General features: G+C 39.5%; 13 protein-coding genes, 4 rRNA genes and 1 pseudogene. 16 read left to right on the top strand and 2 right to left on the bottom strand.

Annotation, left to right across the window (positions count from 1 at the left end; genetic code table 11):
* Positions 1–105 precede the first annotated feature (105 nt).
* The 8 genes and pseudogenes from BK574_RS28065 to BK574_RS04930 all read left to right on the top strand — a co-directional run bounded on the left by BK574_RS28065 (position 106) and on the right by BK574_RS04930 (position 5,522).
* Positions 106–249, top strand: a complete 144-nt coding sequence (locus BK574_RS28065) for a hypothetical protein (protein WP_218970537.1) — start codon at positions 106–108, stop codon at positions 247–249.
* Positions 250–491: 242 nt separating this feature from the next.
* Positions 492–607, top strand: a 5S ribosomal RNA gene (gene rrf / locus BK574_RS04900).
* Between the two features lie 1,465 nt (positions 608–2,072).
* Complete coding sequence (locus BK574_RS04910) at positions 2,073–2,363, top strand: RNA polymerase alpha subunit C-terminal domain-containing protein (RefSeq protein ID WP_078427752.1); 291 nt, start codon at positions 2,073–2,075, stop codon at positions 2,361–2,363.
* Between the two features lie 120 nt (positions 2,364–2,483).
* Complete coding sequence (locus BK574_RS04915; RefSeq protein ID WP_078427753.1) at positions 2,484–2,894, top strand: hypothetical protein; 411 nt, start codon at positions 2,484–2,486, stop codon at positions 2,892–2,894.
* A gap of 529 nt (positions 2,895–3,423) precedes the next feature.
* Positions 3,424–3,543, top strand: a pseudogene (locus BK574_RS28295) (sigma-70 family RNA polymerase sigma factor); the annotation flags it as partial.
* 182 nt (positions 3,544–3,725) lie between these two features.
* Positions 3,726–3,863, top strand: coding sequence for a sigma factor-like helix-turn-helix DNA-binding protein (locus tag BK574_RS28300; RefSeq protein WP_238458116.1), 138 nt, complete (start codon positions 3,726–3,728; stop codon positions 3,861–3,863).
* Positions 3,864–4,946: a DUF4179 domain-containing protein gene (locus BK574_RS04925; RefSeq protein ID WP_078427754.1), complete on the top strand. Its 1,083-nt coding sequence runs from the start codon at positions 3,864–3,866 to the stop codon at positions 4,944–4,946. It begins immediately after the preceding gene.
* 141 nt (positions 4,947–5,087) lie between these two features.
* Positions 5,088–5,522 (top strand): VOC family protein, encoded by a 435-nt coding sequence (locus BK574_RS04930; RefSeq protein WP_078427755.1) that lies wholly within the window; start codon positions 5,088–5,090, stop codon positions 5,520–5,522.
* 192 nt (positions 5,523–5,714) lie between these two features.
* Here the strand turns inward: BK574_RS04930 and BK574_RS04935 are convergent, their stop codons facing one another.
* Positions 5,715–7,559, bottom strand: a complete 1,845-nt coding sequence (locus BK574_RS04935; protein ID WP_078427756.1) for an SLC13 family permease — start codon at positions 7,557–7,559, stop codon at positions 5,715–5,717.
* A gap of 1,199 nt (positions 7,560–8,758) precedes the next feature.
* Between BK574_RS04935 and BK574_RS04940 the strand changes: the two genes are divergently transcribed.
* The 8 genes from BK574_RS04940 (at position 8,759) to BK574_RS04975 (ending at position 20,561) form a co-directional block, all read left to right on the top strand.
* On the top strand, positions 8,759–10,030 hold the full coding sequence (locus BK574_RS04940) for an MFS transporter (protein WP_078427757.1): 1,272 nt from the start codon (positions 8,759–8,761) through the stop codon (positions 10,028–10,030).
* 375 nt (positions 10,031–10,405) lie between these two features.
* Positions 10,406–10,768: an enoyl-CoA hydratase/isomerase family protein gene (locus BK574_RS04945; RefSeq protein WP_078427758.1), complete on the top strand. Its 363-nt coding sequence runs from the start codon at positions 10,406–10,408 to the stop codon at positions 10,766–10,768.
* 555 nt (positions 10,769–11,323) lie between these two features.
* Positions 11,324–11,548 carry a GNAT family N-acetyltransferase gene (locus BK574_RS28305; RefSeq protein WP_238457957.1) on the top strand — a complete coding sequence of 75 codons (225 nt, stop codon included), beginning with the start codon at positions 11,324–11,326 and terminating at the stop codon, positions 11,546–11,548.
* A gap of 793 nt (positions 11,549–12,341) precedes the next feature.
* On the top strand, positions 12,342–13,856 hold the full coding sequence (locus BK574_RS04955; protein ID WP_078427759.1) for a malate:quinone oxidoreductase: 1,515 nt from the start codon (positions 12,342–12,344) through the stop codon (positions 13,854–13,856).
* A gap of 917 nt (positions 13,857–14,773) precedes the next feature.
* Positions 14,774–16,325: ribosomal RNA gene (locus BK574_RS04960) — 16S ribosomal RNA — on the top strand.
* Between the two features lie 643 nt (positions 16,326–16,968).
* Positions 16,969–19,900: ribosomal RNA gene (locus BK574_RS04965) — 23S ribosomal RNA — on the top strand.
* 106 nt (positions 19,901–20,006) lie between these two features.
* Positions 20,007–20,122, top strand: a 5S ribosomal RNA gene (gene rrf, locus BK574_RS04970).
* The 16S, 23S and 5S rRNA genes sit together here, the layout of an rRNA operon.
* Positions 20,123–20,333: 211 nt before the next feature.
* Complete coding sequence (locus BK574_RS04975) at positions 20,334–20,561, top strand: hypothetical protein (RefSeq protein WP_078427760.1); 228 nt, start codon at positions 20,334–20,336, stop codon at positions 20,559–20,561.
* A gap of 163 nt (positions 20,562–20,724) precedes the next feature.
* Here BK574_RS04975 and BK574_RS04980 read toward each other — a convergent pair whose 3' ends face one another.
* Positions 20,725–21,945 carry an NAD(P)/FAD-dependent oxidoreductase gene (locus BK574_RS04980; protein ID WP_078427761.1) on the bottom strand — a complete coding sequence of 407 codons (1,221 nt, stop codon included), beginning with the start codon at positions 21,943–21,945 and terminating at the stop codon, positions 20,725–20,727.
* Positions 21,946–22,256: the final 311 nt, after the last annotated feature.

The raw sequence follows: 22,256 nt of genomic DNA on the forward strand, positions 1-22,256 counted from the left end.
TAAGCGTGAAGCCCCCCTCAAGATAAGATTTCCCATTACGTTAAGTAAGTAAGACCCCTTAGAGATGATGAGGTTGATAGGTCTCGGGTGGAAGCGTGGCGACACGTGGAGCTGAGAGATACTAATCGGTCGAGGGCTTATCCAAATAGAAAAGCTGAAATGCCTTGGTCAGATTTGCCGTGCATTGGAGCTTCAGAAGGCGAAGTGATGACACTTCAACTGAAGAAGCGAAATGACACAAAAATCTAGGCATTGAAGCTAGACAAACATAAAGCGTTGAAATTCTTCTAGTACATTATCCAGTTTTGAGAGAATGACTCTCCATCATAAGCATCGTAGAAATGCGAAGCTTATCGAAATAGAAAATTGTTAGAAGCGAGTAGTTCGAGGCGGCAAGTTCACGAGTAGCGGAATGTACGTTTGAAGGGTACATGAGCAACGCAGGGAGCGCAGCCAACGAAGAAATGCGAAGCTTATCACAATTTTATAAGTCTAGTGGCGATAGCGAAGAGGTCACACCCGTTCCCATGCCGAACACGGAAGTTAAGCTCTTCAGCGCCGATGGTAGTTGGGGGTTTCCCCCTGTGAGAGTAGGACGTCGCTAGGCACCAGGCACAATCCATATGGGTTGTGCTTTTTTTGTGGGTAAACCATAAGTAATCTACAGGCGGTTAGGATCAATATGATTCAAAGAGGCCACCTTTTTTTCGTTAGAACGATATGAAGTGCATCTAGGAGAAACAACGTGCAACCATCCCATATTAAAGAAGACGTCGTTAGGCATAGAGGACAATCATTTGGGTTGTCCTTTTTTTTGGATTGTAAATATTGTGGTTGTAAACTATAAGGCTAAGAAAATGTGTACGATCAGTTTAGGACACAGAAAATATTTAGAAAGTTCAAAAAGCGTTCAAAATTGAAGTGTAGTAAGTATGTTATAATCTAAATAGAAAGAGATACAAAATAAATGTTAACACACTAGGAGGCTCAGCCATTTATGTTGGTTCCGTTAAAAGAAGGGGATAACGTAAACCAATGTAATCTAAATTTGTTAGGTGAGTAATATTTATTATTTCTGACAATTAGTAGAGGCAAAAATTCCAAGGAAAATGGGTAATCAACATTTAATAGGTTTATTTTGTAGAGTCAATCAATTGTATCGGGATGTAGGGTAGTGTAATTTAAAGAAATAGTAGAGGAATTACAATTAACCTGCGGAACGAACAAACATCACGTCTCAGGCTTTCAAAATCAATCACAATTGTTAATCGGTAGTATTGATTGATCAAAAGAGCATAAATTGTAATAACATGTGATGTTATGAATGGTTGGGTCCCCTAATGTGTTAACGATAAAAAAGCAAATGGTTTCAGGTTTCTCACAGAAATTCATAAATAACAATAGAAATAGCGTACTAAATCATATGATTAAGTACGCTTATTTTTGTTGTTATAACAGTGCTTAATTTATCATTAATTTCCTGTCCATGAAAGGTCATGTGAATTTTCAGAAAATGTTATTGTTAGTGGTGAAGAAAAACCCTACTAAATGGATTTCACTTTATAATGTTTTTTACTAATGAGTTTTTCAAAAAGCATAAATGGAAAAGAAAAATGTAAAATAGATGGAACTATTTAGTTCTCAAACCGTATATTCTTATAGGAAACAAAGGAATGGATGAAGTTGAAAGAAGCTCAATGCCAAAAGTGTGATGGGACTGAATTCGCAGAAGGAACTGATTTTATGCCTGTTAAACCTTTAAATAAGAAGTTTTCAATGGGCTCTAATAAAATTTACACGTTTTGTTTGAAGTGTGGAGAGGTTCATTCTATTAGAATTGAAAACCCAGGTAGGTTTAAATCATAAGTCCTATTATTATTAATGATCGGAGTCGTTTTAATAGCCATTAACTTACCATATCTTTTGGTTGGTGAGAGAAGCTTTTCTTTGGAAGTATTTGTACTAATGAACAAGAATGTTGAATAGGGACCTACATAGTTTTTGGCGAGTTTGTACAACTAATATACATTATATATAATATGTAAATATTGAATTTGTTTGGAGGAATTATTTTGACAGCAGAAAAAAATTTAAGGGTTTGTGAAAAGGGACATAAGTATTACAAAAGTAGTGAGTGTTCAAGTTGTCCTACCTGTGATAAAGAGAATAAGCCTAAAAGTGGCTTCCTTTCGAAACTCAGTTCACCTGCAAGAAATGCATTGGTTCACGAAGGGATCGACACCTTGAAAGAACTATCAAAGTACACTGAAAAAGAAATTTTAAAAATTCATGGTATAGGACCAGCTTCCTTACCTATTATGAGAACTTTATTAGAAGAAGAAGGATTATCATTTAAAGAATAAACTTAATGTTAATGATTCTTCATTAAGAACAGAAAGAAGGAAATGAAAAGGAAATACTAACATTAATTTTAATATTTGTGCTAATGAGCAAACGAAACGAAGGTTTTTTAGGGGGAAATTATGATTAAGAAACTATTTGGTTTTAGGGATCGGAACTTATTAATAAATATTACTTTGGATAACATCAAAAACAAGATGTATGAGTTGGGCTTTTCTAGGGAATTTGTCGAGGAGATAATGATTATTTTAGAAAAGCAATTTAATAAATATGGGAAAAAGGAATTTCAAGAATGGTTTTACAGGTTAAACTATAAATTACCAGAGGAATTTGATGATGAAAAAGTTGCTATAAAGATCTATGAAAAGCATTCGCTGTTGATTGAGGAACAAGTAAAAAGATTAGAAAATGAAACCAAATTATCTTGGGAAATACAAACAGAAGATTTACAACAGATTAATGAAAGAGCAAGAAAAGTTCAATTAGTTATAAGAGATAGGCTCTCTGGTATTGCATTAGACTTGCTAAGTTAATGGAGACGGGTACTTAGGGTATCGACGGAAGAATTACAAACTATATCGGAACGAAATAATAAAATACAAAGGAAGTTAGAATATGTTTGGTTTGATTAATCTCGGAAGCCTCGTACCAGCTTCAAACTAGATAACAAAATTACGATAATCCATATAGATGAAATTAAACAATTTTAGCACGTTTTTAGATGTAATCCAGCCTCGCAATGAATAAAAATAGGTGAACAAAACGCTAGCTATCAAATAGCGGCCGCTCGGTTCGTTTAAAAGCAACACCTTCCTCATTTCGCTCTTCACCATGTTGTTCCTAAGCATGGAAGTGCCCATCGAATCATCCATGTCCGCCAAATAAAAATTCAAAAATAATTTAGGGAAAATGAAAAAGTTGAAACCTTTTGTTTGTCTACATCACTCTAAATAGTTGAGAGGAGGGAGTGATACCACGATGAAACATGATCTACATACTGTGAAAAAGGCGATTAATGGAGACGCCGAAGCTTTTGAAGAATTGCTTTTTAAAAAAGAAAAAATGTTATATTACAAGGCGCTTTCTTATGTAGGTAAAAAAGAAGAAGCGTTGGATGCTATTCAGGAAACGGCGTACAAAGCATTCCTTGCCATATGGCAATTGCGACATCCAGAGTATTTTTCAACTTGGCTGTTTAGAATTTTAATACGTGAATGTTATAGGCTGTTAAGAGAACGAGACCAAATGATTCCATATGAGGAAAGCGAATTGTTGAAGAGATTAGACCGCAAGCAAGACACTGTGGTCGATTCGTTTCATTTAAGCGGGCATTATCGAGGCTGGACTCGTCCTATCAAACTACAATTGTCTTATTTTACTATCATGATCTGTCTATTAACGATATTTCTGAGATTATGGAGAAGCCAATCGGTACAGTGAAAACGAATTTACGTAGAGCGAGGAAAAAATTGAAAATTGAGTTAGAAAGGAGCTATCATTAAATGAAAAAATCACATGATCCTTTCGGGGAATTTCCACAATCCCAAGTTCGTTCAGCGATTCGTTCGGGAATCGGTCAAGCTAAAGAGCAACTAGAAATGCCGCGATTAAAAGAGAACAATAGGAAAAGAAAAATCATCTATACTTTGTGCAGTGCGGCCGCTGTTTTTGGAATATTAGTTGGCTCCTCTTACTATTCTCCAGCTTTGGCAAGCAGTTTGTCGCAAATACCGATTATCGGTTCGGTTTTCGGAAATTCGGATTTAATCGGTTTGAAACAGGCGCAAAAAAGCGGGTTAACGAATGAAATTGGTGAAACTCAGACAGTTAATGGTATTTCTGTTACGCTGGATGAAATATTATATGATCAAAATAATATTACGATCGGTCTTGTTATTGAATCGGATAAGGAATTAGAACAATTTTATTTTGGCGCTGGCATGGATTTTACGATAAATGGGAAATTCCCTGCAAGTTCCAGTGGGAGTTACGGAGAAGAAACTCTTTCGCCAACAACCAGGACGGCCATTCAAGAAATAAATGTGACCGAAGATATACCCGAGGAGTTCGTATTAGGATTAATGTTACATGGGAAAGATGGAGAAACATGGTATTTTTCGACTCTAGTTGAAAAAATAACCGATAGTCAAAAAATTGACGTTCAACATTCACAGTGGGTGGATGGCTTGAACCTGACTGTAACAGGAATGTCTTTTAGTGAAACAGGTGTAAGTATAGCTTATAAGAGTTCTGAAGAGGAAACAGATTTTGAACTAAGTCGCGGTGGAAATATTGAATTTTTGGTAGTTGATCAAGATGGAAATGAAATTACAGGTCGATCAGGTGGAGCATCAGGTGAACGGGTTAAAGATCGAATAGAGTTCAAGAGTAATAAGCAATTTGATCCCGTCGATTCTAATGTTACTGAGTTGACAATCACTCCTTATATAGTCATTCCGTCGAGCGGTGGAGGAGTGGAAATTGATGAACATGGTAAAGAAAAAGAGTTGGAGTTTAAAGGGAATTTAATACGGCCCGTTGAGTTTGACTCTTTTAAAGTGAAAACCCCACACAAAAAGAGCTGATACTTAGCGCAGATTAAAAATTGATTGGAGGCAGGGGTATTTAATTGAAAAAGGTTGTTTAACTAAGATGCAGGGGGTGATGAAGAAACCCCTACTGAATCAACTTTCGCATTATTAACTTTTAAAAGGAGTGTGTTCATTATGGTTGGAATAGAAATTGATATGGTTGTGAAAGATAGCTTAAAAGCATTGGAATTATACGAAAGTATATTTGATATTGAGCGTGTGGAGGTTTCTAACTTTCCTCGTGGTGAAAATGAGGTAGTTTTTACCCTATACGACGTTCGCTTTCATTTGTTAGATGAAAACCCAGAATTCCATTTGATCGCACCAAATCCTGACGATCCTAAAACTAGTTGGGTTAATGTTACTGTCCCAGACATTAAGGACACTTATGCAAAGGCGATGGATTTAGGTTCTACAGAGGTGCAACCAGTGACTGAAATTCCTGACTACGGAGTATCGAACGCCATATTCATGGATCCCTTTGGTTATATATGGATGCTGCATCAAGTACATAAAAAAGTTAGTCATGAAGAACGTATACATCTTTGGGAGGAAAAAAAGAAGAATTAACATTGGGTGTAATATAAGAATTATACGGCAAAAATAGTATCTAAAATTGGTTATTTTACTAATGAGGCGTTAGTATGAAACTGTAGTAGGATCTAAAATGAAACAGTTAGTCAGGTCTTTAGGACCTTTTTCTGAAGACCTCACTACCATCAAAATAGTGAGGTCTTTTATTGTGGCGTTCTTTTAAAAAAATTAAAACGGGAAAAACAATGGCAGTAATACAATAGCAATTAGGGCGATGAGTAGTTGTAAAGGAATGCCGACACGGACGAAATCGAGAAATGTGTACTTTCCTGCTGCCATCACCATTGCGTTCGGAGGGGTAGCTACAGGTGTAGCAAAGGCCATACTTGATGAAAAAGCAACGGCCATCACCATCGGAAATGGATTTACTCCCATTTGCTCGGCCGTTAAAATAGCAACTGGAAATAATAAAACGGCAGTTGCAGTATTACTTATAAATTGGCTGAATATAGACGTAATAACATAGAGTCCAGCGAGAACTGCAACCGGTCCAATCGCTCCTAAACTTTGGATGAGCCCTTTAGACATAAAGATGACACCCCCTGTGTTTTCTAAAGCAGTAGCCATAGGGAGCATACAGGCGATTAGGATGACGGTTTGCCAGTTTATGGCTTGGTATGCTTGATCGGTTTGTCTAATACATCCTGTGAAAATCATGAGCACCGCAGCCACTACAATTGCTACCACTGCAGGTACCCATTCAAATACCATCGCAAGTAACATGCCAAAAAGGATGATCCCTGCTAGCCAGCTTTTCTTTGTAGTATTGGCTGGGTCTGTATCTTCGGCGGACGACTTCAAAACAACGGTGTCATTCTTTTCAGCGGAGAGAAGATTGATATCTTTCCATTTACCATGAACGAGGATTGAGTCTCCATATAGTAACTTTTCATCGGCTGTTGCCTTTTTCGGCGCTCTAAATTGATGTTTCATCGCTAAAACGGTTAAGCCGTATTTCTCTCTAAATTTAACTTGTTTAATCGTCTGATTGAGTAATCTTGATTGAGGCGTTAAAATGACCTCGGCTAAATGAGATTCCTCTAATTTCATTGGATCATCTTTTTGCAGAGTTAGATCTGTATCTGCTATTAATTTTTCAACAGCTTCTTCGGTACCATAAACAAGAAAAGTATCCCCAGATTCGACTACATAGCTAGGCTCCACAGTAATTCGTTGAGAAAGTGTACGTCCATTAATCCCTAGAAGGGTCTTGGTTTCTCCTTTTATTAATTCTAACACCGAAATATTATATGTACTTGGCAATTGTAGCTGTTTAATTTTTTTCCCAATAATACGACTTTCTTCTGGAACTTTCACAGTAAAAATTAAATTTGAAGCTTCGTATTGTTCAACCAACTCTGTTGCATCAAATTTTTCTGAGGCTCCCGTTTTGTTTTCTGCAGGTTTGTCTAACATTTTACGACCGATAAACCATAAGTAAATAATACCAGCTAGCAGCATAACCAAACCGATTGGTGTGAATGAAAAAAAAGATAGTGTGTCATAACCCGCATCATGTAAACTTTGACTTGCGATTAAATTCGGCGCTGTACCAATTAAAGTCAAGGCTCCACCCATGCTACTAGCAAAAGCTAAAGGAATTAAAAGCTTTCCAGGATGTAGCTGCATTTGCCTAGACAGACTTACAACAATAGGAAGCAGAATAGCGACCGTCCCTGTATTACTAATAAAACCACTCAAAACCGCAACTAAAACAAGCATAAAAATCGTTAATTTCCATTCACTATTTCCTGTGCTCTTAACTAATAAGTCTCCTGCTTTTTGAGCTAATCCACTCTGAAAGACACCAGCACCAACAATAAATAAAGCTGCAACCATGATTACTACGCTATTCGAAAAGCCAGCAAATGCCTCTGCAACATCTATTATCCCTGTTAACAACAGAGCTAATAATGAACTAATCGCAACTAAGTCTGCTCTAAAACGAGGGATTAAAAAACAGATCGTAGTAATGAGTAAAATCAAAAAGACCAATTGCATATCTGTTATCATATCTGAATCCTTTCAACCCATTTTATTGCTATCAACACAGTACATACACGTAATAAAATAAAAAAACTTTTTCCTTTTTATCCCGCAACGCAACAACCGGGAGTAATACCCCGCGTCAAGACTTCGAGGAATTAAAGAAGGTTAAGTGAGGGATAAATTTCGAGTAAAGCTTAATGAATACAGACTAAATGCTCCAAGTTCTGTGGCAACTTCTTCTGTGACCCACATCGTGTGGGCCTCAACTAACCATCAGTGGGTAGAGGAGAAGAAACCCCCTCACTGATGGAAGTTTCACTTTATGTTTAAAGTTATAAAAAGTATGTTTTCTTAGTGTACTCTATAGACCAGATAATATAATATCAGTTTTTGTAATAAGATCTGTTTCTAATGACTCCATGCACTAACTATATGAAAAGATAACCCATTTTTGTTGGTTTCCTTTTCTATGAATTGAAAATTATTACTTGGTAGAATAAATTACATTTAATTATTGAATTATATGGTAGGGTGGTGAAGGAGGAAATTACAGCTAGAACTTTCAGTTGAAAAATTGAGTAAATTAATTTTTCCGTTTAACTGGAGCTAAGACTCCCACTTCAGGGCTTTGAGGCAACTATTAAGACTAAGTAAATGCTTAAAAGACCACAGACTAAGTTCGCAACGTTTTGTGGCAACGTCTGTATGACCCAACTCGTGAGGGCCCAACTACATTCAGTATGTGATGAATAAAACTACTACTGAATGAAGTTTCACTTTATTTAGCATTTTATCATGGAAATGAAATTAGGTAAGAAGATGTGTTAAGTGAATTTTCAAAATACTAAATTGACAAACCTCAATTTCAAAAGTAAGCTATACACAGAAATAGTTAAAATCGATTAGTCATACTGTTCTATCCTTCAATAACTGGCAGTACCATTACTTCATTCAAGACTTCGAGTAAAAGGATATAGATAAGTGGGGGATAAGCTACCAGTAACAACTAAATGAACACAGAGTAAATGGGCCACGTCTAGTGGAAACGTTTGTATGACCCACAATCGCATGTGAGCCTCAACTAACCATCAGTCGGGGAAGAGGAAATCCTCACTAATGGAAGTTTCCCTTTATCAGACTTGTAAGGGTCCATCTAAAAATATTCATTATTATCTTGGTGGTGAATTAATTAATTTTGTATTTTTTGGGGTGGTGAATGAACCATGAAGTCAATATCTCATAAAGGATGGCTCATGCTGTTCTTAGTGTTACTAAGTATATTAGCTTGTCAAGGGTTTGCGCGTTTCTCTTTTGGAGCAATCTTTCCTTTTATGAGAGAAGGGTTAAACTTAACTTATCAACAAGCTGGATTCTTGACTTCCTCTATTTTTATAGGTTACCTAGTTGGGGTAATTAATGTTAGTTCTATTGTCAAACGCTTCAATGCTAAGAAAACGATAATTATTTTTTTATCATTAATTATCGTTTCCATTATGATTATTGGTAGTTCAAATCACTTTTGGGTTGTTTTCACCGCTTGTTTCTTTATGGGATATGCTTCAGGAGGTACATTTATCCCTTCATTGGAACTTGTTCGTAGATGGTTCCACCAATCGAAGAGAGGCATGGCAGTCGGAATTGCTATGGCAGGCGGGGGAGCAGGAATGGTATTCAGTGGAATATCTGTGCCATTTCTGGTTAGAGCTTACGGTGATACAGGATGGCGTTTAAGTTGGTTTATCATCGCTGCTTTTATATTTATTATCATATTATTTATTGGATTAATGCTGAAAAATAGTCCAGATGACATCAACGAAAAGCCTCTTGGTGATAATGACCCAAAAAGTATTGAAGAGAGTAGTAGAAATGGGTACGAAAAATCGAACATCGTTTATGGGAATAAGCTCGTTTGGGCGATAGGAAGCGTTTATTTTATATTCGGCTTTAGTTATTTAATTTATTCGACGTTCTTAGTTGATTATTTCATTAACGATTTATCTTTTTCTAATGAAATTGCTGGTTTTCTATTTTCGGTCGGTGGGGTCGCTAGTATCATCAGTGGGTTTATTTGGGGAACAGTTTCGGATCGTTTCGGTAGAATGATAGCACTTTCTTTTGTTTTCTTTATTCAAACCATTGTCTTATTAGGGTTAATTTATGTGACCTCTTATGGCGTTGTTTTTATTTTAGTCGTCTTGTACGGGTTAACCTTATGGGGAGTACCGACCATCCTAACAGCAAGTATGGGAGATTTAATCGTACCTGAAAAAAACCCAGCAGCTATGGGCTTTATCACTGTATTCTTTGGCATTGGACAACTTATCTCCCCGATGATAACAGGTTACTTAGTCGAATTAGATGGGAATTATATGTTAGCTCTATTCTTATCTATTGCCGCATGTATGGTTGGTGGAATTGGTTCTGTCTTCATTCATATTCATTTAAAGAATAAAGTCGTAAAACTGAAAGAAGCAGAACAATTTGAGATAAGTTGATATGTTTTTCATCCCGTTTTAACTGGCGCTAAAAATCCCACTTCAAGAATCAACATTAAAGAAACTAAGTTTGTGTGACCCACCTCGTGTGGGCCACAACTAAGAATCAGTGAGTGATGAAGAAAACCCCTCCTGAATGAAATTTCACGTTATTAATTTCAAAAGTGTGAGCATGTTGAAGTAGACAATCAATCTATTATTTGTGAAAAAAACTGAGTTAAATATACCCAAAATAATAGGATTAGATACTTTTGATTTATCTGACTATTCTGTATAATAGATAAGAAACGCTAATCTAATTGATGATTAATATACATATATTATGTTATTTTTTATCCTGAGTATCGGTTAAATGTAGGACTTTCAGGTGGTGAGTTGGGGGCTAGCTATTTTTTACCTCGGTTAGTCGGTATGTCTAGAGCTTCTGAATTGCTGTTAACTGGGCGCGAAGTAAAAGCTGAAGAGGCCATGCAAATCGGTTTAGTATTAAGATTAACTGCTGAGGGTGAGACTCTTTCGATTGCCCTTGAAATGGCGAATTTAATGGTGGAAAAATCGCCTCTCGGTTTGAAACTAACAAAGGAAATTTTAAATACTACTCTCGAAAACGATTTAGAGGCCAGTCTTCAAGTTGAGAACAGATCACAGGTGTTGTGTGTCTTAAGTGGTAGTTTCGAAGATGCGATTAAGCGTTTTGAAAACCGTAAAAGCAAAAATAAACGAAATCAAAAATTGTGAACTGCATACGCGTAAGATGTCTAGAAAGATTTAGAAATAAGTGAATGCCGAAAAACCTTCCATAAACATGTGGAAGGTTTTGTTTTATTTAACACGGTGTTAGCTTAAGGTAACTTTGCTTATAATTTTTTAGGGTTTCCCCTTATATACTTATATAATATTAATTGAACTAACATACCGCTACCAATATCATATGGCGTTCTTATATAAAAGCAAGAACGATTTTCTTTTCGGTCATGTATCTTAATAAAAAAAATTATAACGTAAAAAAGGAGCGTCTGTAATCCAAAGTGAGTTATTTAGTTAGCAACAAGAAGTGGGGGTAACACTACCAGTTGTAGGGGGGTAAAAAAGAATATAAGCATAACGGAGTGTGACTAATGATAGACTTGAGACATAAACCGACATTATCGGGTGAGAAGGTTTTACTAAGACCTTTTAAAGTAGATAAAGATTTCCCTTATATAAAAGAATGTTTAACGGATACTGAGGTGATTAATACTCATTGGGCCATGGGGGAGAAACCGAGGATTAGGTACGGAGGCGACTCAACTAATGGTCGATTATGTATTTAAGAATACGAATTTCAACCAACTTACCTTAAGTGTGTTTGCATTTAATACTAGAGCAAAGAAAGTTTATGAAAACATTGGATTAACTATAGAGAGTCTTGATCATAATGAGTTAGAATTTGATGAAAAATGGATCGACTCCATTAATATGAAATTGGAAAGAGAAACGTGGATGGGAAATGATAATAAAAAGGAACAAAGTAAATGAAGGACTTGTAACGTAGAAGGTTGGATTAAAATGGTTCGATCCCCTGATTTCTTGACCACCCAGATGCGAATTAGACAGGTATAAAGTCGGTGAAGATATAGAATTACATAAAATACTTCTGTTTTGATTCTGATACTCGGCAAGTGGTCATCAATATAACATTGAAATAAATGCATGTACCTAAACTAACGATACTTTAATATAAAATAAGGTTGTGATTGTTACACAGCTACTCTTTTTTACAAAAGGGATAAAAAAATCACAACAAAATTTGGTTTTTATGCTAAGATTTATACTTAGAAGTTATATATAGTTTTATCGGTATACATATTATAGAGGGTGTAGCTTAGATGACTTCTATGAAGTGACAGTTAATATAGCTACGAAAAAGCAGTTTATTTATTTAATAGTAAAAAACAAATTCTAAAGAAGGTCCATAGAAAGATTAATAGAAATAGTAAATTCTCTTTTTCAAGTAACGTGAGGAGAAAATTAGAGAGTGGCGGTAAAGAAGGTAACGGCAAATCAAAGCCTTAAGCCTTGTAAAAAGCTAAATTAAAGCTTTGCAGTTTGTGTGTTGCTAGGCCTAGTAGATGGACTTCTCATTTTACCATCTTTTAAATAACTCATAATTATCATATAATAGTAGATATATTAATCTATATATCAATCTATAAATAATTGTAATACATCATGATAGGGTTATAGTAAAGCCAGAAAAGGTGTGTGACTAGGTCGCGCCTTAGCTTGGTGTGACAACTACTTCTTTTCTGCAATTTTTAGGGGGATAAAAATGAGCAACAGAGAAACTAAATCAGATGTCATTTTAATTGGCGCTGGAATCATGAGTGCAACTTTAGGCACAATCTTGAAAGAATTGGTACCAGAATGGGAAATTACAGTGTTTGAGAAGCTTGAAAAAGCAGGAGAAGAAAGCTCTAACGAATGGAATAATGCAGGAACAGGACACGCGGCACTGTGTGAGCTTAATTACACAGATGAAAAGCAAGATGGATCTGTAGATATTAGTAAAGCTATAAAAATTAATGAACAGTTTCAAGTTTCAATCCAGTTTTGGTCATATCTTATAAACAGAAAGCTGATAAATAATCCACAGGACTTTATCATGCCATTGCCACATATGAGTTTAGTACAAGGGGAACAAAATGTAACGTTTTTAAAGAAACGTTTTGAAGCGCTTTCAAATAATCCTCTATTTCACGGAATGGAATTTTCCGATGATCCTGAAAAACTAATGGAATGGATTCCTCTTATTATGCAAGACCGTGCATCGAATGAACCTATAGCAGCAACAAAAATTGACTCTGGAACGGATGTCAACTTTGGCGCTTTAACACGTAGTTTGTTTGACCATTTAGATAGAAAAAATGTTGATATAAACTATAGACATAATGTTGAAAATATAAAACGTAATAGCGATGGTACGTGGACAGTGAAAGTGCACGATGACACTACTGGTGATATTAAAAACCATACTGCAAAATTCGTCTTTATCGGCGGAGGGGGAGGAAGCCTCCATTTACTGCAAAAATCCGGTATTTCTGAAGGGAAACATATCGGTGGATTCCCTGTAAGTGGAATATTTATGGTATGTAATAATCCAGATATTGTAGAACAGCATAATGCAAAAGTATACGGAAAAGCTAAGGTTGGTGCTCCACCAATGTCTGTTCCGCATCTTGACACAAGATATATTGACAATAAGAAATCACTGTTATTTGGACCATTTGCTGGTTTCTCACCCAAGTTCCTAAAATATGGTTCAGTCTTTGATTTGTTAACTTCAGTAAAACCGAATAATCTCTTAACAATGTTGGCGGCAGGCGCAAAAAACGTTCCTTTGACAAATTACTTGATTCAGCAAGTGATGTTATCAAAAGAAAAGCGTCTGGAAGAGTTACGTGAGTTTATCCCTAATGCAAAAAGTGAGGATTGGGATTTAGTAGTAGCAGGCCAACGTGTACAAGTTATCAAAGATACTGAAGCTGGAGTAGGAACACTTCAATTTGGTACGGAAGTGATTACTGCCGAAGACGGCTCGATCGCAGCATTGCTAGGGGCTTCTCCAGGAGCTTCAACCGCTGTTCACGTTATGCTCGAGGTAATCAAAAAATGTTTCCCTCAACAAATAGATGAGTGGGAACCGAAAATTAAAGAAATGATTCCTTCTTATAACTTATCACTAATGGATAACCCAGAACTTTTGCAAGAAATTCATAGTTCAACAGCTCAAGTACTAGGTCTAAGCGAAAAAGAGCAGGTCGAAAAAGAGCCAGTCTTTAGTTAATTCTTTGGTTCTAGAAACCAAGATATTAATGAATAAAGCTTATTTAAAGAATCGAGTAAATAATAGAATAGTAATGAAATCAAACACAGAACCTTTGATCTAACTTGGATTGAAGGTTCTTTATTTTTTTTGCAGATAGTGTTGCTACGACAAAACGTATTCAAATTTTAATTATTGAAATGGTAGGATGAAATTATCACATTTTAATCTCTAGGAGTTGGTTAGAAGTTTCAAAATGAGAAATAAATGTTTTGTATTTTTTCAAGAGGGAAATATAAAAGTGACGCATCTTGAACAAGAAGATACACTGTGATTGCTTAACTGGTTTGGAGATCATGTACTAGTATTTTACCAAGGACGGGACCGTTCTTTGATTTAGTGGTAGTCAATGAAGAGTTTTATACCGAGACAATGGTGTGATTAAATGTATCTTTGAGTTTGAAGACGAAGCGATCAGCTACATCCAATTCTATCAAGTAAACAAAGCATTCCTATAGTTGAATGATTAGGTAACAGCTGGCACAGATCTGCACTTTTCGATTTTAAGCTTGGTTTGAATAATTATATGTTTTTTCTTCTTGTGTTTTCTAATCGTTTATGATAAATTAATATACCTGACGTGATAACAAAGAAAAAATTACACGTAATCAACCACCATAATCTATTCATTGTTCTATTTAGACTTAATTTCTTTATTGCCTTTTGCTTTAAAAAATAAAGAGTTAAATTAAATAAAATAAAACAGTTGCATAGAATTAGATGTTATGGTAATATAGTAAGAGTCGCTAACAACGACAAACAAAGTTCTTTGAAAACTGAACAAAAAGCCAAGCGAAATAATGAGATACATGATATCTCGTCAATGTTTTAAAAACGTCACGTTTGTGACAGTGAGCTTATATCAAGCTATTTTCAATTTATTGGAGAGTTTGATCCTGGCTCAGGACGAACGCTGGCGGCGTGCCTAATACATGCAAGTCGAGCGGACCTTTCAAGAGCTTGCTCTTGAAAGGTTAGCGGCGGACGGGTGAGTAACACGTGGGCAACCTGCCCTGTAGACTGGGATAACTTCGGGAAACCGGAGCTAATACCGGATAATCAATCACACCACATGGTGTGATTGTAAAAGTTGGGAATTCTAACACTACGGGATGGGCCCGCGGCGCATTAGCTAGTTGGTGAGGTAATGGCTCACCAAGGCGACGATGCGTAGCCGACCTGAGAGGGTGATCGGCCACACTGGGACTGAGACACGGCCCAGACTCCTACGGGAGGCAGCAGTAGGGAATCTTCCGCAATGGACGAAAGTCTGACGGAGCAACGCCGCGTGAGTGATGAAGGCCTTCGGGTCGTAAAGCTCTGTTGTTAGGGAAGAACAAGTACCGTTCGAATAGGGCGGTACCTTGACGGTACCTAACCAGAAAGCCACGGCTAACTACGTGCCAGCAGCCGCGGTAATACGTAGGTGGCAAGCGTTGTCCGGAATTATTGGGCGTAAAGCGCGCGCAGGCGGTCTTTTAAGTCTGATGTGAAAGCCCACGGCTCAACCGTGGAGGGTCATTGGAAACTGGAAGACTTGAGTACAGAAGAGGAGAGTGGAATTCCACGTGTAGCGGTGAAATGCGTAGAGATGTGGAGGAACACCAGTGGCGAAGGCGACTCTCTGGTCTGTAACTGACGCTGAGGCGCGAAAGCGTGGGGAGCAAACAGGATTAGATACCCTGGTAGTCCACGCCGTAAACGATGAGTGCTAGGTGTTAGGGGTTTCGATGCCCTTAGTGCCGAAGTTAACACATTAAGCACTCCGCCTGGGGAGTACGGCCGCAAGGCTGAAACTCAAAGGAATTGACGGGGGCCCGCACAAGCGGTGGAGCATGTGGTTTAATTCGAAGCAACGCGAAGAACCTTACCAGGTCTTGACATCCCTTGACACCTCTAGAGATAGAGCGTTCCCCTTCGGGGGACAAGGTGACAGGTGGTGCATGGTTGTCGTCAGCTCGTGTCGTGAGATGTTGGGTTAAGTCCCGCAACGAGCGCAACCCTTGATCTTAGTTGCCAGCATTTAGTTGGGCACTCTAAGGTGACTGCCGGTGACAAACCGGAGGAAGGTGGGGATGACGTCAAATCATCATGCCCCTTATGACCTGGGCTACACACGTGCTACAATGGATGGTACAAAGGGCAGCGAAACCGCGAGGTCGAGCCAATCCCATAAAACCATTCTCAGTTCGGATTGTAGGCTGCAACTCGCCTACATGAAGCCGGAATCGCTAGTAATCGCGGATCAGCATGCCGCGGTGAATACGTTCCCGGGCCTTGTACACACCGCCCGTCACACCACGAGAGTTTGTAACACCCGAAGTCGGTGGGGTAACCTTTTGGAGCCAGCCGCCTAAGGTGGGACAGATGATTGGGGTGAAGTCGTAACAAGGTAGCCGTATCGGAAGGTGCGGCTGGATCACCTCCTTTCTATGGAGTATTTACTCTAGTCGATGCATACTTCGGTATGTACGCTTTGGTCTTTTTTGTTCAGTTTTGAGAGAACTCAAAACTCTCTGATTTACTTTTTGCATCTGTGTCTACGAGCAACGCTTCGAAGTAAGCTTCCTCGATGCAAGGCTGCAAGAAGTATAACTTAGATGACTGTTCAAGTTGTAATTGAAGTCAGTTGCCTTGTTCAGTTTTGAAAGAATTTACTTCTTTCAATTGATATATTTTTAATTTAAGTGACGAATTAGAAGCAAGGAGTACGAGGCGGCAAGCTCACGAGTAGCGGAATGTACGTTTAAAGTGTACATGAGCAACGCAGAGAGCGCAGCCAACGAAGTAATCCGCCGCTTATCATTCGTCAGTGGTTCTTTGAAAACTGGATAATGACTAGAAAAGACATCAAGATTTCACTGGGTTGCACATTGTGTAACCAAGAGTAACTTGAGTCGTCAAGAATTCAACAACCTTTATAGTTATTTAAGTTTTTTGATAAACTTTAGAAGTTTTAAAAGAAGCAAGAAGTTCGAGGAAGTGAAGTCCTGAGGAACGGATCGTATCTAACATACGTGAGTACCGGAAGGACAAAACTGACGAAGAAATTCGCAGCTTATTTTAAAACGTAGGTTAAGCTAGAAAGGGCGCACGGTGAATGCCTTGGCACTAGGAGCCGAAGAAGGACGCGACGAACAGCGAAATGCCTCGGGGAGCTGTAAGTAAGCTTTGATCCGGGGATATCCGAATGGGGGAACCCACCATCCGTAATGGGATGGTACCCATACCTGAATACATAGGGTATGAGGAGGCAGACCTGGGGAACTGAAACATCTAAGTACCCAGAGGAAGAGAAAGCAAATGCGATTTCCTGAGTAGCGGCGAGCGAAACGGAATTAGCCCAAACCAAGAGGCTTGCCTCTTGGGGTTGTAGGACGTCTCACATGGAGTAAGAAAAGACGATCATAGGCGAAGCGGTCTGGAAAGACCCGTCAGAGAAGGTAACAACCCTGTAGCCAAAATGATCGTCTCTCCGAGACGGATCCTGAGTACGGCGGGACACGTGAAACCCCGTCGGAAGCAGGGAGGACCATCTCCCAAGGCTAAATACTCCCTAGTGACCGATAGTGAACCAGTACCGTGAGGGAAAGGTGAAAAGCACCCCGGAAGGGGAGTGAAAGAGATCCTGAAACCGTGTGCCTACAAGTAGTCAGAGCCCATTTACGGGTGATGGCGTGCCTTTTGTAGAATGAACCGGCGAGTTACGATCCCGTGCAAGGTTAAGCTGATAAGGCGGAGCCGCAGCGAAAGCGAGTCTGAATAGGGCGAATAAGTACGTGGTCGTAGACCCGAAACCGTGTGATCTACCCATGTCCAGGGTGAAGTTCAGGTAACACTGAATGGAGGCCCGAACCCACGCATGTTGAAAAATGCGGGGATGAGGTGTGGGTAGGGGTGAAATGCCAATCGAACTCGGAAATAGCTGGTTCTCCCCGAAATAGCTTTAGGGCTAGCCTCGAGGGAAGAGTATTGGAGGTAGAGCACTGATTGGGCTAGGGGTCCCCACAGGATTACCGAACTCAGTCAAACTCCGAATGCCAAATACTTATCCTCGGGAGTCAGACTGCGAGTGCTAAGATCCGTAGTCAAGAGGGAAACAGCCCAGACCGTCAGCTAAGGTCCCCAAGTATACGTTAAGTGGTAAAGGATGTGGAGTTGCCCAGACAACCAGGATGTTGGCTTAGAAGCAGCCACCATTTAAAGAGTGCGTAATAGCTCACTGGTCGAGTGACTCTGCGCCGAAAATGTACCGGGGCTAAACGTATCACCGAAGCTACGGCTTGTCCTTACGGACAGGGGTAGGGGAGCGTTCTAAGTGCAGCGAAGTCAGACCGGAAGGACTGGTGGAGCGCTTAGAAGTGAGAATGCCGGTATGAGTAGCGAAAAGAGGGGTGAGAATCCCCTCCGTCGAAAGCCTAAGGTTTCCTGAGGAAGGCTCGTCCGCTCAGGGTAAGTCGGGACCTAAGCCGAGGCCGAAAGGCGTAGGCGATGGACAACAGGTTGAAATTCCTGTACCACCTCCTCACCGTTTGAGCAATGGGGGGACGCAGTAAGGTAGGGTAAGCGCGCTGATGGATGCGCGTCTAAGCAGTTAGGCTGGTAAGTAGGCAAATCCGCTTACCATAAAGGCTGAGCTGTGATAGCGAGGGAAATTAAGTACCGAAGTTCCTGATCCTACACTGCCAAGAAAAGCCTCTAGCGAGGTGAGAGGTGCCCGTACCGCAAACCGACACAGGTAGGCGGGAAGAGAATTCTAAGACGCTCGGGAGAACTCTCGTTAAGGAACTCGGCAAAATGACCCCGTAACTTCGGGAGAAGGGGTGCTCTGTTAGGGTGTATGCCCGAGAGAGCCGCAGTGAATAGGTCCAAGCGACTGTTTAGCAAAAACACAGGTCTCTGCGAAGCCGCAAGGCGAAGTATAGGGGCTGACACCTGCCCGGTGCTGGAAGGTTAAGGGGAGTGGTTAGGCGCAAGCCGAAGCTGTGAACCGAAGCCCCAGTAAACGGCGGCCGTAACTATAACGGTCCTAAGGTAGCGAAATTCCTTGTCGGGTAAGTTCCGACCCGCACGAATGGTGTAACGACTTGGACACTGTCTCAACGAGAGACCCGGTGAAATTATATTACCTGTGAAGATGCAGGTTACCCGCGACAGGACGGAAAGACCCCATGGAGCTTTACTGTAGCTTGATATTGGATTTTGGTACAGCTTGTACAGGATAGGTAGGAGCCTTGGAAGCGTGAGCGCCAGCTTACGTGGAGGCGTCGGTGGGATACTACCCTGGCTGTATTGAAGTTCTAACCTCGAACCGTGATCCGGTTCAGGGACAGTGTCAGGTGGGCAGTTTGACTGGGGCGGTCGCCTCCTAAACAGTAACGGAGGCGCCCAAAGGTTCCCTCAGAATGGTTGGAAATCATTCGTAGAGTGCAAAGGCATAAGGGAGCTTGACTGCGAGACCTACAAGTCGAGCAGGGACGAAAGTCGGGCTTAGTGATCCGGTGGTTCCGCATGGAAGGGCCATCGCTCAACGGATAAAAGCTACCCTGGGGATAACAGGCTTATCTCCCCCAAGAGTCCACATCGACGGGGAGGTTTGGCACCTCGATGTCGGCTCATCGCATCCTGGGGCTGAAGTAGGTCCCAAGGGTTGGGCTGTTCGCCCATTAAAGCGGTACGCGAGCTGGGTTCAGAACGTCGTGAGACAGTTCGGTCCCTATCCGTCGTGGGCGTAGGAAATTTGAGAGGAGCTGTCCTTAGTACGAGAGGACCGGGATGGACACACCGCTGGTGTACCAGTTGTTCCGCCAGGAGCATAGCTGGGTAGCTACGTGTGGACGGGATAAGCGCTGAAAGCATCTAAGCGTGAAGCCCCCCTCAAGATGAGATTTCCCATTACGTTAAGTAAGTAAGACCCCTTAGAGATGATGAGGTTGATAGGTCTCGGGTGGAAGCGTGGCGACACGTGGAGCTGAGAGATACTAATCGGTCGAGGGCTTATCCAAAACAAAACATAAAGCGTTGAAATTCTTCTAGCACATTATCCAGTTTTGAGAGAATGACTCTTAATGTGAACTACGATAACCTAAGGTCATCCGATGTTCAATATAGTCTAGTGGCGATAGCGAAGAGGTCACACCCGTTCCCATGCCGAACACGGAAGTTAAGCTCTTCAGCGCCGATGGTAGTTGGGGGCTTCCCCCTGTGAGAGTAGGACGTCGCTAGGCACCAGGCACAATCCATATGGGTTGTGCTTTTTTTGTTCATAAAATCTTTTCATAACAAAAAGCAATAATAGAAGAACCTCATTGAGAATAACTCTGTTTTTCAACCTGACAAAAATAATGTGAGAACAAATGGTTTTTACAATAGTTTTCATTTTTTAGGTCATATCTTTGTTTTCTCAAATTTAGCGATTAGTGCAGAGTGAGGACGCTTATGGATTTGGCCATCATTAGCCCTTGTTCCAATTGGTATATTTTTAACTGTGTTATCGTTAAGAAACTTCGTAGAGCAAATGGGGAAGACCTAAAAGAAGTATCGACTCTGATCGAGTTTTCATTCGGTTGGCAAACTTGTGCAATGTTCGGAATGGATACAGCACTGCTAATTCAGTTTAATTTCTCTATGCCTTTCCTTGTTCAACATTGGGGTACTTTATATTAGGTAGGGAAATGGGAAATAACGGTAAAATGCCAATTAAATCTGTATACGTAATAGCTATCATTGATCTAATTGGTATTGTGCTGTCACTATGTATAATATAAAAACAACGCTCATTCCCATTTAGGAATTGAGCGTTATTTTTCGTTTGGCCGAGCAATACCTACTATTTAAGTAATGGTCTATCTTGTAAATAATAGGGAAGATCTTCACTTTTCCCTGTTACAATCTCTTCAACGACTAGCTTTGATAGGATTTGACTATAAACTGTTCCATTGTCTCCAAATCCGAATAGAAAGTAACTATTAGGATGGTCATCATAAATCCCTATAATCGGTAAGCCATCAATCGTACCACCATAAAAAGCCGTTAAATAATAGTCTGGCTTTACATGAATATCAGGAAAGAGTTTATTAAATTCATTAATTAACTTATCCTTTTTATTCATAAGTTTACTATCTCGATCCTCTGCATAAATAGTATCTTCATCTAATCCACCAATGATAATTCGGTTATCTGCTGTTGTACGCATATAGACATAAGGCCTTGCCGTTTCCCAAATAAGGTTACGTTTATACCAAGCTGAGAGGTCTTCAACTGGGTTTGTCGTCACAGTATATGTACTAACGAAGGAGGCCTTTTTCTCTTTTTTTATATCAATTCCTTCATAACCTGCACAGTAGATCACACGCTTAGCATGGATCACCTTTCCTAATTTCGTCCGTATGGTTACTCTGTCTCTTTCTTTATCGTAAAAATGACCATTCATTTCAGTGTTTTCAAACACACTCACTCCTTTTTTTGCTGCGTAATCAAGTAAGCCATGAGTATATTTAAAAGGATTTATTTCTGCATCATTATAGGAGTAAATTGCTGCATCCTTACGAAATGGATATCTGCTTTCGATATCAGCAGCTGTTAAAAACTCTAATTCAAAATCGTGTTTTTTGAGTAATGCATATTCTTCTTTTAACCGTTTAATGTCCTCATGATAACTAGCAAAATATAAAGAGTCTCGTCGTAAAAATTCACAATCAATCTCTGCCAATTTGGATGCTTCTTCTATATCATTAATGGCTTGACGACAAAGCTCTAAATGCTTTCCGATATACGGTTGACCAAAAGTATTAATTAAATCAGTAAATAGCTTTTCCCCAGAATATTGTATAAAAGCAGTATTTGAACTTGTACTTCCGTGACCTATTTTGTGTTTTTCTATCACTGCTACATCTAGTTGAGTATCCGCTAAATAATAGGCACATTGTGCACCTGAGCTGCCACCACCTACGATTACAACATCACAGTTTACATCTTCGTCTAGTGAAGGATAAGAGGGCGCATCTGGAAATGTGGTAGGCCAATAATAGGTACCTGATTTTAGATTCATACGTGTTCACTCCTAAAAATTCATTCTTAGGTAGTATGACCAAATGGAATAGTGTCATTCAGAACGGTGGGAATGGGAGCACTTTTATCCTACAACCTATCAAATCCGATGATACGAGGTCTATCGGTGTTATCTAACACACCTCAACTTCATTCTTGACGATAATTAGAAATTAATCAATCAATAGAATTCTAGTTTCCTGTTCTTTAGGGAACTAGGAGTTTTTTGTTCTAAATTTTATGTTAGTCCATTAGGGAGCTAAGTCGAAGAAGGCAAAGGCTATGCTCACAACACGTCTAATAACAAGAAAA

Source organism: Alkalihalobacterium alkalinitrilicum (assembly GCF_002019605.1).
In the GTDB taxonomy this organism is placed as follows: Bacteria; Bacillota; Bacilli; order Bacillales; family Bacillaceae_F; genus Alkalihalobacterium; species Alkalihalobacterium alkalinitrilicum.